The organism is Mesorhizobium sp. LCM 4576, from assembly GCF_001854815.1.
Classification (GTDB): Bacteria; Pseudomonadota; Alphaproteobacteria; order Rhizobiales; family Rhizobiaceae; genus Mesorhizobium; species Mesorhizobium plurifarium.
In genome coordinates this window covers 167,616-180,133 of sequence record NZ_MDDT01000011.1, presented here as the reverse complement: position 1 = coordinate 180,133, position 12,518 = coordinate 167,616, and the positions used below count along the sequence as shown (strand labels likewise).

Annotated in this window: 15 protein-coding genes; 5 read left to right on the top strand and 10 right to left on the bottom strand. The window is 63.8% G+C overall.

What is annotated here, in order from left to right:
• Nucleotides 1-6 precede the first annotated feature (6 nt).
• The 3 genes from LCM4576_RS05745 to LCM4576_RS05735 all read right to left on the bottom strand — a co-directional run bounded on the left by LCM4576_RS05745 (nucleotide 7) and on the right by LCM4576_RS05735 (nucleotide 2,330).
• Nucleotides 7-729 carry an amino acid ABC transporter ATP-binding protein gene (locus tag LCM4576_RS05745; protein ID WP_071030932.1) on the bottom strand — a complete coding sequence of 241 codons (723 nt, stop codon included), beginning with the start codon at nucleotides 727-729 and terminating at the stop codon, nucleotides 7-9.
• Complete coding sequence (locus LCM4576_RS05740; RefSeq protein ID WP_040980680.1) at nucleotides 716-1,384, bottom strand: amino acid ABC transporter permease; 669 nt, start codon at nucleotides 1,382-1,384, stop codon at nucleotides 716-718. The genes LCM4576_RS05745 and LCM4576_RS05740 overlap by 14 nt, the downstream gene beginning before the upstream one ends.
• A 130-nt stretch (nucleotides 1,385-1,514) precedes the next feature.
• The gene (locus tag LCM4576_RS05735) at nucleotides 1,515-2,330 is read right to left on the bottom strand and encodes a transporter substrate-binding domain-containing protein (RefSeq protein WP_198540210.1); all 816 of its coding nucleotides are present in this window, start codon (nucleotides 2,328-2,330) and stop codon (nucleotides 1,515-1,517) included.
• Nucleotides 2,331-2,393: 63 nt separating this feature from the next.
• Between LCM4576_RS05735 and LCM4576_RS36475 the strand changes: the two genes are divergently transcribed.
• Both LCM4576_RS36475 and LCM4576_RS05730 read left to right on the top strand, forming a co-directional pair.
• The gene (locus LCM4576_RS36475) at nucleotides 2,394-2,540 is read left to right on the top strand and encodes a hypothetical protein (protein ID WP_157901200.1); all 147 of its coding nucleotides are present in this window, start codon (nucleotides 2,394-2,396) and stop codon (nucleotides 2,538-2,540) included.
• A gap of 117 nt (nucleotides 2,541-2,657) precedes the next feature.
• Nucleotides 2,658-3,386: an SDR family oxidoreductase gene (locus tag LCM4576_RS05730; protein WP_071070776.1), complete on the top strand. Its 729-nt coding sequence runs from the start codon at nucleotides 2,658-2,660 to the stop codon at nucleotides 3,384-3,386.
• Here the strand turns inward: LCM4576_RS05730 and LCM4576_RS05725 are convergent.
• Nucleotides 3,337-4,278, bottom strand: coding sequence for a LysR family transcriptional regulator (locus LCM4576_RS05725; protein ID WP_071030930.1), 942 nt, complete (start codon nucleotides 4,276-4,278; stop codon nucleotides 3,337-3,339). The genes LCM4576_RS05730 and LCM4576_RS05725 overlap by 50 nt on opposite strands.
• A gap of 13 nt (nucleotides 4,279-4,291) precedes the next feature.
• Complete coding sequence (locus tag LCM4576_RS05720) at nucleotides 4,292-5,194, bottom strand: S1C family serine protease (protein ID WP_071030929.1); 903 nt, start codon at nucleotides 5,192-5,194, stop codon at nucleotides 4,292-4,294.
• 224 nt (nucleotides 5,195-5,418) lie between these two features.
• On the opposite strand from LCM4576_RS05720, the gene yghU reads away from it, so the two are divergent.
• A complete protein-coding gene (gene yghU, locus LCM4576_RS05715; RefSeq protein WP_071030928.1) occupies nucleotides 5,419-6,288 on the top strand; it encodes a glutathione-dependent disulfide-bond oxidoreductase in 870 nt (289 codons plus the stop codon).
• Between the two features lie 31 nt (nucleotides 6,289-6,319).
• Here the strand turns inward: yghU and LCM4576_RS05710 are convergent, their stop codons facing one another.
• Nucleotides 6,320-6,865 carry a YbhB/YbcL family Raf kinase inhibitor-like protein gene (locus tag LCM4576_RS05710; protein WP_071030927.1) on the bottom strand — a complete coding sequence of 182 codons (546 nt, stop codon included), beginning with the start codon at nucleotides 6,863-6,865 and terminating at the stop codon, nucleotides 6,320-6,322.
• A 265-nt stretch (nucleotides 6,866-7,130) separates the two neighbouring features.
• On the bottom strand, nucleotides 7,131-8,300 hold the full coding sequence (locus LCM4576_RS05705; RefSeq protein WP_198540212.1) for a PLP-dependent aminotransferase family protein: 1,170 nt from the start codon (nucleotides 8,298-8,300) through the stop codon (nucleotides 7,131-7,133).
• Nucleotides 8,301-8,472: 172 nt separating this feature from the next.
• On the opposite strand from LCM4576_RS05705, the gene LCM4576_RS05700 reads away from it, so the two are divergent.
• Both LCM4576_RS05700 and LCM4576_RS05695 read left to right on the top strand, forming a co-directional pair.
• The gene (locus tag LCM4576_RS05700) at nucleotides 8,473-9,312 is read left to right on the top strand and encodes a sulfotransferase family protein (RefSeq protein WP_244510653.1); all 840 of its coding nucleotides are present in this window, start codon (nucleotides 8,473-8,475) and stop codon (nucleotides 9,310-9,312) included.
• A gap of 222 nt (nucleotides 9,313-9,534) precedes the next feature.
• Nucleotides 9,535-9,849, top strand: a complete 315-nt coding sequence (locus LCM4576_RS05695) for a GYD domain-containing protein (protein WP_040980665.1) — start codon at nucleotides 9,535-9,537, stop codon at nucleotides 9,847-9,849.
• A gap of 57 nt (nucleotides 9,850-9,906) precedes the next feature.
• Here the strand turns inward: LCM4576_RS05695 and LCM4576_RS05690 are convergent, their stop codons facing one another.
• The 3 genes from LCM4576_RS05690 to LCM4576_RS05680 all read right to left on the bottom strand — a co-directional run bounded on the left by LCM4576_RS05690 (nucleotide 9,907) and on the right by LCM4576_RS05680 (nucleotide 12,472).
• Complete coding sequence (locus LCM4576_RS05690; RefSeq protein WP_131803220.1) at nucleotides 9,907-10,176, bottom strand: hypothetical protein; 270 nt, start codon at nucleotides 10,174-10,176, stop codon at nucleotides 9,907-9,909.
• Nucleotides 10,177-10,482: 306 nt separating this feature from the next.
• A complete protein-coding gene (locus LCM4576_RS05685) occupies nucleotides 10,483-11,205 on the bottom strand; it encodes a DJ-1/PfpI family protein (protein ID WP_041009501.1) in 723 nt (240 codons plus the stop codon).
• Nucleotides 11,206-11,278: 73 nt separating this feature from the next.
• Nucleotides 11,279-12,472 (bottom strand): amidohydrolase family protein, encoded by a 1,194-nt coding sequence (locus LCM4576_RS05680; RefSeq protein ID WP_371410037.1) that lies wholly within the window; start codon nucleotides 12,470-12,472, stop codon nucleotides 11,279-11,281.
• Nucleotides 12,473-12,518: the final 46 nt, after the last annotated feature.

Below are 12,518 nucleotides of genomic sequence, written 5' to 3'. Positions count from 1 at the left end.
CTGGCGCTACAGGATCTTCGCCAGGAAGCTCTTCGTGCGCTCCCTCTGCGGATCCGAGAAAAGCGCCTTCGGCGCCCCCTCCTCGACGATCATGCCGTCATCCATGAAGATCACCCGGTGCCCGACCTCGCGGGCAAAACCCATCTCATGGGTGACGACGACCATCGTCATGCCCTCGACGGCGAGGGTCTTCATGACCTGAAGCACCTCGCCCACCATTTCGGGATCGAGCGCGGAGGTCGGCTCGTCGAAGAGCATGACCGCCGGTCCCATCGCCAGGGAGCGCGCGATCGCCACGCGCTGCTGCTGGCCGCCGGAAAGCTCGTCGGGGTAGCTTTGTTCCTTGCCGATGAGGCCGACCTTGGCCAGCAATTCGCGCGCGACCCTGTTGGCCTCCTCGACCGAGATCTTCTTGACCTTGCGCGGGCCGATCGTGACATTCTCCAGAATGGTCAGGTGCTTGAACAGGTTGAACTGCTGGAACACCATGYCGACATGCTGGCGCAGCTGGTGGATGTTCGTCTTCGGATCGGTCAGCACCATGCCGGCGATCTCGATCTCGCCGCTGGTTGCCTTCTCCAACCCGTTCAGGCAGCGCAGGAACGTGCTTTTGCCGCTTCCCGACGGGCCGATGACGACGACGACCTCCCTTTCCTCCACATGGGTGGTTATCCCCTTGAGGATCTCGTTGTGGCYGAAGGACTTGTGAAGGTCCTTAACGTTTATCAACTTGAAGCCTCCTCTCCAGATAGGACGAGAACTTCGACAGCGAGAAGATGAGGACGAAGTAGAGGGCGGCGATCAGCCCCCAGATGGCGAAGGACGCGAAGGTCTCGGCGATCACGATCTCGCCCTTGTAGACCAGCTCGGCGATGCCGACCGGCGCCAGCAGCGAGGTGTCCTTGATCGTTTGCGCAGCCTGGTTGACCAGCGGCGGAATCATCCGCTTGAACGCCTGGGGCAGGACGATATAGCGCATCGTCTGGAAGCCGTTCATGGCGATCGACTGCGCCGCCTCCTTCTGGCCCCGGTCGACGCCGAGAATGCCGGCGCGAATGATCTCGGTGACATAGGCGCCCTCGTTGAGGCTGAGCGTGAAGGCGGCGGCGAGGATGGGATAGGTGAGCTGACCGAACCACTGGTTGACGGGCAGGATCGCCGGCAGGCCGAGCACGATGAAGAAAAGCTGCACCAACAGCGGGGTGGATCGAAAAATCTCGACATAGCCGGTGGCGATCCAGCGCAGCGGCGCGATTGTCGACAGGCGCATCAGCGCCGCGAACAGGCCGATGACCACCATCAGGAGGATAGCGACGATCGAATACTGGATGGTGAGCCGCAGGCCATCAAGGATGACGGGTAGGTTTTGCCAGATCGAGCCCATGGACCGTGCCTTGGAATGCTATTTCCCGCCTGCCTCGCCGGCGGTGCGCATGGCTCGCGCCATGCGCTCCCTCCGGCCGGACAGGTCGGGAAGCTGAGGGAATCCGTCGTTCGGTCGATCCGAACGGTCCTCAGCCCGAAATCGCAACGGAGGCCGGTTTTTGCACCTCATTGACGACGCCGCTGGTGTCACCTCCAAAATATTTCTCGAAAAGCTTCTGGTATTCACCGTTCTGCTTGATCTTGGYGAGGCCGGCATTGATCTTCTCGACCAGCTCCGGCTTCTGCTTGCTGATGGCGATGCCGTAATATTCGCCGGTCAGCAGCGGGCCGACGGTCTCGACATTGTCGTGGCCGGCCTTGAAGTTGACGTTGACGGGATTGTCGAAGATGACCGCGTCCGCGCCGCCGGTCTCGAGCGCCTGGTAGGCGGCATCGATGCTCTGGAACTGCTTCACATAATCCGCCGCGAAGCCGTGGCTGGTCAGATAATCGACGGACGAGGTTGCCTTCTTGGTGGCGACCACATGGCCCTTGAGGTCGTCGAAGCCCTTGATGCCGGAGTCCTTCTTCACCAGCACCGACAAGCCGGATTTATAGTAGGCGTCGCTGAAATCGACGTTCTGCATGCGGCTGGTCTTGATGGTTATCCCGGCAACCGCGGCATCGATCGAGCCGGCCTGCAGGCTTGGAATGATGCCGTTGAACGGCAGCGTTTTCAGGCTGACCGTCATGTCCTCGGCCTTGGCGATCGCCTTGATCATGTCGATGTCGAAGCCMGTGACCTCGCCATTCGTCTCGGTCTCGAATGGCGGGAAGGTCGTGTCGGCGCCGACCACTATGTTGGTTGCAGCACTTTGCGCCGCCGCCATGGGCGTTGCGCCGAACGAGAATAGGAGGCCGGAAACCAGCGACGTGGCCAGCATGATAAGCGACTTGTTGTTCACAGATATCTCCTTTCGGCGGGCATTCGTCAGCCTGAAATACGTCGACGATCAGGAGTGCGCGCAATGCATGAACTCGGAGCCCGTACTGTGCATCTGGAACGGGCAGCGCCCAAGTCAAGGCTGCCGAAATTGCGGTTCCTCGCGCAGGACCGCGAGGAGCCGGGTTTCCCGCGCGGCCAGGTTCTCGCGACCGTTTATGCCAGAGCCTGAGCTGACAGTCGGCGAGCCCGTCGGCCTCGCCATCGGAGTTTCCGATGGCGCCATCGGTTTCTTCCGTTTCCGCTTCGCCCTGCGACCTGCCAAACCCTCTCCATGCAAAGGAAAGGTATGGACATGGACAAGCAAAGAATCCTGGTCGTCGGCGGCAGCTCGGGTATGGGGCTGGCGCTTGCCAAGCGCTGCCTCGCGGAAGGCGCGCACGTCATCATCGCCGGGCGCGGCGAAGCGAAGCTGAGCGCGGCGCGGGAAGCGCTCGGCCGTCGGGACACGCTTGAAACGGCGGTGGCCGACATCGGCCGCGAGGATGAGGTCGCCGCACTGTTTCAGCGCATCGGCCGGCTCGACCATATCGTCAGCACCGCCGCTGCAATCGAGGGCGCCTACCGGCTGCTGCCCGAGGTCGAGCTTTCAGCCGCGCAGCGTGTGGTGGAAAGCAAGTTCTACGGACCGCTGCTGCTTGCCAAGCATGGAGCGCCGATACTGCCTCCGTCCGGTTCGCTCACCTTCGTCTCGGGCATCGCCGCCTACCGACCCGCAGCGCGCGGCTCGGTGGTCGCCGCGGTCAACGCGGCGCTGGAAGGGCTGGTGCGGGCGTTGGCCGTCGAGCTGGCGCCGATCCGCGTCAACGCCGTCTCGCCGGGTTGGGTCGACACGCCGATCTGGGGGTTCGTCGTTGGCGATGCGAAGAACGAGACGCTTGCCGCGATGGCGGAGCGCTTGCCTGCGGGGCGGGTCGGAAGGCCCGAGGACATCGCCGACGCGATCCGCTTCCTGATCGGCAATGGCTTCACGACGGGAGAGACGCTGCATGTCGAGGGCGGGCACCGTCTGATTTGACCGGGACGAAGCCCTCCCCCACAGCGGTGAGCAGCGCCTTCAGCGCCGGCGGCTGGACGCGCCGGCGGCGCCAGATCATCACGACGTCCGCCGAGCGGACCGGGCCGGGCCAGGCAAGTTCGGCAACCTCGCCGCGGTCGATCGCGGCAGCGACCGCGAGCCGCGGCACGAGGCCAAAGCCGGCGCCGGCCGCCACCAGGCCGGCGATGGCATCGATGCTGCCTGCTTCGGCGGCGAGGCTAGGTTTGCCCAGGCCCGCTTCGGCAAACGCCTTGTCGACCATGGCCCGGTAGACGCAACCGGTCTCGGTGGCGACGAAGTGCTTCTCGGCCAGCGCCGCCAGATCGACATCCGCGCGGTTGTCGCCGGGCGGCACGATCAGCGCAAGCGGCTCGGCCGCCACGACGCGCCTGGCAAAGCGCAGGTCCGGCTCACCGATATTGGACCGCTCGAAGCAGAGAGCGACGTCGATCTCGCCGTCCTCCAGCCGGCGCAGCAACTCGCCGCTGCCGGCCACCTTAAGCTTGATGTCGATGCCGGCATGCGCGGCGCGGAAACCGGCGAGCCAGCCGGCAAGCCTTGCCGAGGCGATCGTCTCCAGGGCGCCGATCGACAGGCTGCCGGCCGCCTCGGCTTTGGTGGCATCGATGACGGCGCGGGCATCGTCGGCGAGCGTCAGCAGGTCCTCGGCATAGGGTTTCAGCGCCTCGCCGGCCGGCGTCAGGGTAAGCCCCTGCCGCGAGCGGGTGAAGAGGTTGGCGCCCAGCTCGGTTTCCAGCGCCTGGATCTGGTCGCTGACGCTCGACTGCGCGAGATTGACCTGTTGCGCCGCGCGCGTGACGTTGCGGGTGCGCGCGACCGCCAGAAAGGTTTTCAGCAGCCTGGGATGCATAAGGGCGCCGAACCTATTGGAGTTGCGGCTTTTTCAGAAAGGAATTGCGGTCGGCGGATTTGACGCGCAGCCAGGTCTCGCGGCCGTCGCGCACGACGCGCAGCGGTATTTCCGAGCCGGCCGGGTTCTGCCAGAGCTTTCTGTAGAAATCCGCCAGACCGTCTACCTCGCCGTCGCGCACGTCGGAGATGATGTCGCCCTGACGCAGGCCCGCCTTGGCGGCCGGGCCACCTTCCGCCACGCTCATCACCACCACCATGCCGTTCGACTCGGCCGAGAAGGCGCCGAGCCAAGGGCGCGGCGCCGTCGCGGTCTGGCCGCGCTTGATGAGATCGTCGAGGATCGGCGTCAAAAGGTCGATGGGCACCACCATATTGATGTCGGCGACCTCGCCGGCCCGGCTCATCTGCAGGCGCAGCGAACCGACACCGAGCAGCTTGCCGTCGCCGTCGAACAGCGCGGCACCGCCCCAGGACGGATGCGCGGGCGCCGTGAAGATCGCCTCGTCGATCAGATATTCCCAGTAGCCGGCGAATTCCTGCTTGGTGACGATATGCRCATCGACCTGCTGGCCGATGCCGTCGGCGAGCGTCACGGCATCGCCGATATTGGCCTTCCTGGYGTTGCCGAACTGGACGGGCGGCAGGCCGAGCGGCGCCAGCGCCTGGACGAGACCGAAACCGGTCTCCTGGTCGTAGGCCAGCGCGTGGGCCGCGACCACGCGGCCGTCCTGGTCGGTCAGCCACACCTCCTCGGCCTCGGTGATGAGGTAGCCGATGGTGAGCACCAGCCCATTGTCGCGGATCACCACGCCGCTGCCTTCGCGGCGCGTGCCCAGCGCGTTGGCGGTGAAAGCGTCGTCCGGCACCATGGCGCGCACGGCAACGACGGAGCGCGAAATTTTCCCGATGGTCATCGATCCATCCTGCATTGCGGGTCTTCGCCTATTAAGTATGGCCGGAGGCGCGCGGCGCAAGGGCCCTCGTCCTTCTCCCAGTGGGAGGAGGGAAGCCCTGCATGCTGGTACAAGCGCTAGTTCAACGAAGATTGAACTTTTTTCTTTGACGCGCGCGCAACCGCACCTAAGTCTATCGCCATCAGCAGACGTCGCAGTTCTCCGAACCTACAGGGCCTCCGCACATGGACGAATATATCCCGCCGAAAGTCTGGACCTGGAACAAGCCGAATGGCGGTGAGTTCGCTTCGATCAACCGGCCGATCGCAGGCCCGACGCATGAGAAGGAATTGCCGGTCGGCAAGCACCCGCTGCAGCTCTACTCGCTGGCCACGCCCAACGGTCAGAAAGTGACGATCATGCTGGAGGAGCTTCTGGCGCTCGGCCACAAGGGCGCGGAATACGACGCCTGGCTGATCAAGATCGGCGACGGCGACCAGTTCGGCAGCGGATTCGTCGAGGTCAACCCGAACTCGAAGATCCCGGCGCTGATGGACCGCAGCGAGCCGAAGCCGGTGCGCGTGTTCGAGTCCGGCTCGATCCTCACCTATCTCGCCGAAAAATTCGGCGCGTTCCTGCCGACCGAGCGCGCGGCGCGCGCGGAGACATTTTCCTGGCTGTTCTGGCAGATGGGTTCCGCACCCTATCTCGGCGGCGGCTTCGGCCATTTCTAYGCCTATGCGCCGCACAAGATCGAATATGCGATCGACCGCTTCGCCATGGAGACCAAGCGGCAGATGGACGTGCTCGACCGCAGGCTGGCGGAGAGCGAATATCTCGCAGGCCCCGATTACACCATCGCCGACATTGCGGTTTGGCCCTGGTATGGCGGGCTCRCCAAGGGCCGCAGCTACAACAACGCCGCGGAGTTCCTGTCCGTGCACGAGTACAAGAACGTCCAGCGCTGGGCCGACGCGATCGATGCGCGGCCGGCGGTGAGCCGCGGGCGCATGGTCAACCGCATGTCCGGCGATCCGGCCTTCCAGCTGCGCGAGCGCCACGACGCCAGCGACTTCGAGACGAAGACGCAGGACAAGCTGGAGGCRGCGGAGTGAGGGTAATCTCCCCATCAAGGGGGGAGATTAGCTACCTTCCATAAGTATACGTCACCGTCGCCTGGCCGAGCGCGGAACTCTTGGCGGCGACCGAGACCATGTCCGGCAGCGGATTGTCCGGCGTGCGCAGCGTCTTTTCGCCCAGCGCATAGAGCGTGAAGACATAGTGATGGTCGCCGCTGCCGGGCGGCGGGCACGGGCCGAAATAGCCGACGCGGCCGACGTCGCCTTTACCCAGTACCGAGCCCTTGGGCATGCGCTTGCCACCCTGCGCGCCGGCGCCCTCGCGCAGTCCCTTGGCGCTCGCCGGGATGTTCCAGGCCAGCCAGTGCCAGAACCCTTTGCCGCCGTTGGCGTCGGTGTCGAACATGGTCAGCRCATAGCTCTTCGTGCCGGCCGGCGGATCCTTCCAGGCAAGCGCGATCGAGACGCTCTGCCCACCGCAGCCGGCCTTGTCGCCGAGATATTTCGCATCCCATTTGCCGTCGGAGACCGAGGGGCTGGATATCTCGAACGCCTGCGCCTGGGTGGCCAAGGCGACCAGGGCAAGCATGGTGAAGCTGACGCGCAAGATCATTTGATCCTCCCTGAACAACACAGCGTAGCGGAAAAGCGGCCCGAAAAAGGGCAAGCAGGCGCGACCGCCTGCCTGGACAAAGAAAAAGCCCCGCCGGTGGAGGCCGTCGGGGCTCTTTCGTTCGGACTATGGAGGTGGGACCCCACGGCCGGTCGATCCAGGGGGTGTTGGATCGATCACGACACTAACCGAGGAATCGGCCGCGCGAACAATCACGCCTGCGCACTACCAATCACGCCTGCGCGAGACGGCGGTGATTGAAGGCTTATCCCCGCAGCAGCTTCGCCAGCCGCGGCACGCCTTCGTTCACCGCGCGGTCGTCGGCAAGCGTGAACGACATGCGCAGCGTGTTGCGGCCGGTGCCGTCGGCGTAGAAGGCGTTGCCCGGCACGAAGGCGACGCGCGCCTCCTTGACCGAGCGCGCCAGCAGCTCGGTGGCGTCCGTGCCTTCCGGCAGCGTCAGCCAGACGAACATGCCGCCGTCCGGGCGGCTCCAGGAAACGCCGTCGGGCATGTTGGCTTCGAGCGCGCCAAGCAGCGCGTCGCGCCGCTTGCGGTAGGCGCCGATCAGCTTGTCCACCTGGGCGTCGAAAATGGTTTCGGCGACGCGGTGCATGACCATCTGGTTGATCGAGGGGCTGTGCAGGTCGGAGGCCTGCTTCATCAGCACCAGCTTTTCCACCACATGACGCGACGCGCAGACCCAGCCGACGCGCATGCCGGGCGACAGGATTTTCGAGAAGGAGCCGCAATAGAGCGTGCGCGCATGATCGATGCCGCCGGAGCGGGCGCAGTCGAGCGCCAGGATCGGCGGCACACCCTCGCCGTCATAACGCAGCGCGCGATAGGCGGCGTCCTCGATGACGGCGATGTCGAGCTCGCCGGCCAAGTCGAGCACCGCCTCGCGCTGCTTGGTGTCCAGGGTGCTGCCGGTCGGATTCGCGAAATCCGGCACCAGATAGGCGAACTTCACTTTGCCGCCATTTGCGGCCGCGGCAGYGCGATAGGCCTCCGGCGTCATGTTGCCACCGGCGGTGTTCAACCGGTCATAGCGCGGCTCATAGGCGTTGAAGGCTTGCAGCGCGCCGAGATAAGTCGGCCATGTCACAAGCGCAGTGTCGCCGGGGGACAAAAAGAGCTTGCCGAGATAGTCGAGCGCCTGCTGCGAGCCGGAGGTGATGAAGATGTTGCCTTCGTCGCATTGAACGCCAAGCTTGCCCATATAGGCGGCCAGCCATTTGCGCAGCGGCAGGAAGCCTTCGCTGACCTGATACTGCAGCGCTGCCCCCGCGTCCGTGCCGCCCAGCACCGCCTGGTAGGCATCGCCGATCGCTTCGGCTGGAAACAGCGACGGGTCGGGAATGCCGCCGGCGAAGGAGATGATGTCCGGCTGGTCGAGCAGCTTCAACAGCTCGCGGATTTCCGAAGCCTTCATGCGCGAGGAGCGCGAGGCCAGAAGGTTCAACAGGGTCAAGGCGCACCTCCCGCGGGGCGTGTTTATTTAGGTCAGCCTGGTTGACCTATTATCAGGCCGCGCCCTTCGCGTGAATACACAAAACGGTCATGGCGCATCGTCGAGGCGACATCTGGCCCAGAAATTTCACCGAATGCTAATGGAAAACCGTTGCGCGACTGGGCGGACAGGCGCACGATTAAACCAGGGATCCGGAAACCGCGAGAAAATCAATCCGGACCAATGGGGACGCGCAATGACGCTCGAGGTCATCGGGGCCGGCTTCGGCCGCACTGGCACGTGGTCGACTTTCGCCGCACTGAACCGGCTCGGTCTTCCGAGCTATCATATGCAGGAAGTCATCATCAACAAGGCAAACAAGGGCCATTTGGATTTTTGGCGCAAGGTGGCGAACAGCCCGCCGGGCAGCCAGCACGACTGGAACCGGGTGTTCGCCCACTACAAGGCCACCGTCGATAATCCAGGCTGTTGCGTGTGGWAGGAATTGATGGCCGCGTACCCCCGCGCCAAAGTGCTTCTGACGCTGCATCCGCGCGGTGCCGAAGCCTGGTACGACAGCACTATCGACACGATCTACTTCACCGAGAATGTCTGGCAGTTCAAGGTGCTGGAATGGCTGACGCCTTTCGGCCRCAAGTTCGGCGACATGTCGCGCAAGCTGGTGTGGGGCCGCACGCTGAAAGGCGTGATGAATGACCGCGACAAGGCGGTGGYGCGCTACAACGCCTATATCGACGAAGTGAAAGCGGCGGTATCCCCTGAGAGGCTCCTGATATTCAAGGTCACCGACGGCTGGGGTCCGCTCTGCGATTTCCTCGGCGTTCCGCTTCCCAACGAACCCTTCCCCAACCTCAACGACCGCGCCAGCATCAAGAAGATCATCCGCGAGATGATCATCGGCTCSTATATGATGCTGGCAGGTATTGTGCTGGCGGTCGCGTTGGTGATCGGCGGACTCTGGTGGCTAGCCTGACGACCCGCGTTTGCAGGTCCCGGAACATCGCAAGATTGCCGTTATATTAGAAAAGGCGCATATTATGCCAAGCCGGAGCCTTCGCTCCGGTTGGACCGCCCGTTGGCCAGGACTGCCCGAGCGGTCCACGGACAGACCAGTCAAATGCCAGGAGAGAACAGGCACGTCCGTGCTGCCCACATCATTGGGTGGCCGAGGCAGTGATATTAGGAGGAGAGTCCCATGAAGGTTACCATATTGGCGACTTATGAACCCCACGCCGCCAAAGGGCTGATGCAAGGATCGAACCGTGAGGTTGCAATCGCAGCGCTGTTTGAAAGCGTGGGCGGCAAGATGAACAGCCTGATGTTCACGCGCGGCCTCTATGACGTCATCGTCAACGGCGAGGTGCCGGACCAGATCGCCGGGATGGGGATGACGCTCGCGGTGCGGGCAAGCGGTTCGGTAAGCGATCTCGTCGTCCTTGAAGAGCTCGACATGAAGGCAGTGATCGCGGCCGCCAACAAGGCAGCCGGCGCTTACAAGCCGGCCGGCTGACGGCCTGGCCGGCGGCTTGGGCGTTCATGCGCTCCATGCCGCCGGCTCTCAAATGTCCTAAAATGGCAACCGGATTTCGTCGAGGTGGTTCGACTGTTCCGGCCAGCCGATATCCTTCTTGATCTCGGTCGGCAGTTCGTTGAGCTGGCGCGTCGTGCGGCGGCGCTTGCTTGCCTGCGCGAAGGCGGCGCGGATCCGGTTGAGACTTTTGAACATGGAAAGCTCCCATAAATCAGCGGCGCAAACCGGTGCCGCCTCTTCACCCAGCGCCGCTTTTGCGATGCGTCTGTAACCGGTGGATTGCGCACGAACGGTGAAATGCTTCACGAAGCCGAGGCGGCTTGAAACATATGCATGCAAATTAATTTATGGGATCGGGCATGCGGCCTGCCAGGCGGCGTAGCCTGCAATGTCAGACGCTTGGGCTTGTCGCCTGGTGCAGCGATTCACGTCCCTTAAGGGCTGCGCCTTACTCCGGCGCCTGCGCATCCGAACCACTTGGTCTCGCGGTCTGTGCCGAAAGCCGGCCTTTGCTGACGAGCGTCGGCTTTGAGTATTCTCTCTTCATGGCAAATCCCGAGCCCGCGTGGAAACATGCGGCGTCGGCGCACAAGCTGCAAAGCCGGCCGCCGCTCAGTTGGCCGACGACGCGAGCCTACCACCCAGCGCCTGCTCTATCCCTGCGCGGGCTGCGGCGTTGCGCTGTGTCATCAGCGCCGTTGCCGCCTTGGATGCCTTGTCGGGATGGCCGGCATCGAAAGGCGGCTCAGGGTCGTACTCGATCGAGAGCTGGATGGCTTTTGCAACGTCAACTCCGGCAAGTTCAGCGATGATCGCGAAAGCGAAGTCGAGGCCGGCGGAAACGCCAGCCGAGGTGAAGACATTGCCGTCGCGCACGATACGCGCTTTTTCGTAAGTCGCGCCGACAAGCGGCAGCAGGCTGGTGTGGGCCCAATGGGTGGTGGCCCGCTTTCCCCGCAGCAGCCCGACGGCGCCAAGCAGAAAGGCGCCGATACAGACCGATGTCACGTAACGCGCACCCGCGGCCTGACGGCTGATGAAACCAAGCGTCTCCGCGTCAGCGAGCGCTTCGACGATGCCGGCGCCGCCAGGCACGCAGATCAGATCGAGCGGCGGACAGTCTTCAAAGGTGCAGTTGGGCATCAACAGGAGGCCCCGATCGCTCTCGACCGGCGCCATGGTTTTTGCCGCGACGTAAGTCTGCGCGTTAGCAAACCTGCTCGGCTCGGACATAGAGGGTGGCGTTGCGAGCCGGCTCAAAACCTCGAAAGGACCGGTGAAATCGAGCTGGGTGATGCCCGGGAAAACCACGAAGCCGACATTGAATTCCGACATGGCTATCCCTCCAAGCCACTCGGGTGCAATATAGCTTCTCCGGCAATATTAGGCGAGCGATATGTAAGGCGACCTAGGTGGCCAGCTTCCCACCCCGGGCTACTTCCCTGCCGGCCCGATACACGGTGCGCTCCTTCGGCACCGCCACCACCGCTTCCGGGACATGCTCGGCCCTCAGCGCGACGAAATCCGCCCTGGCGCCGACGGCRATGCCGTAGCCTTCGAGGCCTAGCACCTTGGCGCCGGCATGGCTCACCACATCATAGGCCGCTTCCAGTTCCCAATCCTCGTAGAAGCCGGAGCGATAGCCGATCATGTTCGCGCGGTTGAGCATGTCGCCATCGCCATAGGGCCACCAGGAATCGCGGATGTTGTCGGACCCGGCGAAGACGGTAACGCCCGCCTTGCGCAGCGCCGCCACCGGCGGGAATGGATGATCGCCGGGCGCGTTGGTCATGATGGCGACTCCGGCAACGGCGATGCGCTCGGCCGCGGCGGCCAGCGCCTCGGCGGAAATATCGCCCAGCCCGTAGGCGTGGCTGACAACGACCTTTCCTTGCATGCCCGACGCTATGGTCCGGGCGACGATCTCCTCAATCTCGAACAGGCCAAGCGTGCCGCGGTCATGCAAGTGGATGTCGATACCGGCGCCGCGTTTTTCGGCAAGGCCGAACACCACATCGAGGTGTCCGTTCACATCGCGGTCGAAGCTTGCCGGATCTAGCCCGCCGATCAGGTCGCAGCCGAGCTTAAGCGCCTCGTCGAGCAATTCCGCAGTGCCTGGCGAGGATAGGATGCCGCTCTGCGGGAAGGCGACAAGCTGGATATCGATCAGGTCGCGATATTTCTCCCGCACCCCAAGGATCGTCTCCACATGCTTCAACCCGACCGCGGCATCGACCATGACATGGCTGCGCATGGCGAGGCTGCCATGCGCCACGCAGAGCTCGAGCTGGTTTCTCGCCCGCTCCGCCATGGGTGCTGCCTGCTCGAGGTTGCGCATCTGGAAGGCGACCCGCTCGCGCACGTCAAAACCGTTGGTGCAGGGAATGTGCGGGCGCCAGACATCGCCGTAGAATGAAGTGTCGAGATGGATATGGCCCTCAACGAAAGCCGGCAGCACCAACTGGCCGGCGAGATCGATAGCGCCGGTCAGCGGCGCATTAGCGGCAGGCGCGACAGCGCTGAAGCGGCCGCCGGCGACGGTGAGGTCGCAAAGCGAGCCATCGGCAAGCCTGGCGTTGAGAAAATGAGTCTGGTTCACGATGCAATCCCTTGAAAAGGAAAGCGTCAGTCGTCGCCGGTCGTGCGGA

What these genes read in the sequence shown, in the direction of transcription:
- LCM4576_RS05740 (WP_040980680.1), bottom strand. Translation starts at nt 1,384, where the DNA reads ATGGGCTCGATCTGGCAAAACCTACCCGTCATCCTTGATGGCCTGCGG.
- LCM4576_RS36475 (WP_157901200.1), top strand. Translation starts at nt 2,394, where the DNA reads ATGCATGAACTCGGAGCCCGTACTGTGCATCTGGAACGGGCAGCGCCC.
- LCM4576_RS05730 (WP_071070776.1), top strand. Translation starts at nt 2,658, where the DNA reads ATGGACATGGACAAGCAAAGAATCCTGGTCGTCGGCGGCAGCTCGGGT.
- LCM4576_RS05725 (WP_071030930.1), bottom strand. Translation starts at nt 4,278, where the DNA reads ATGCATCCCAGGCTGCTGAAAACCTTTCTGGCGGTCGCGCGCACCCGC.
- LCM4576_RS05695 (WP_040980665.1), top strand. Translation starts at nt 9,535, where the DNA reads ATGAAGGTTACCATATTGGCGACTTATGAACCCCACGCCGCCAAAGGG.
- LCM4576_RS05685 (WP_041009501.1), bottom strand. Translation starts at nt 11,205, where the DNA reads ATGTCGGAATTCAATGTCGGCTTCGTGGTTTTCCCGGGCATCACCCAG.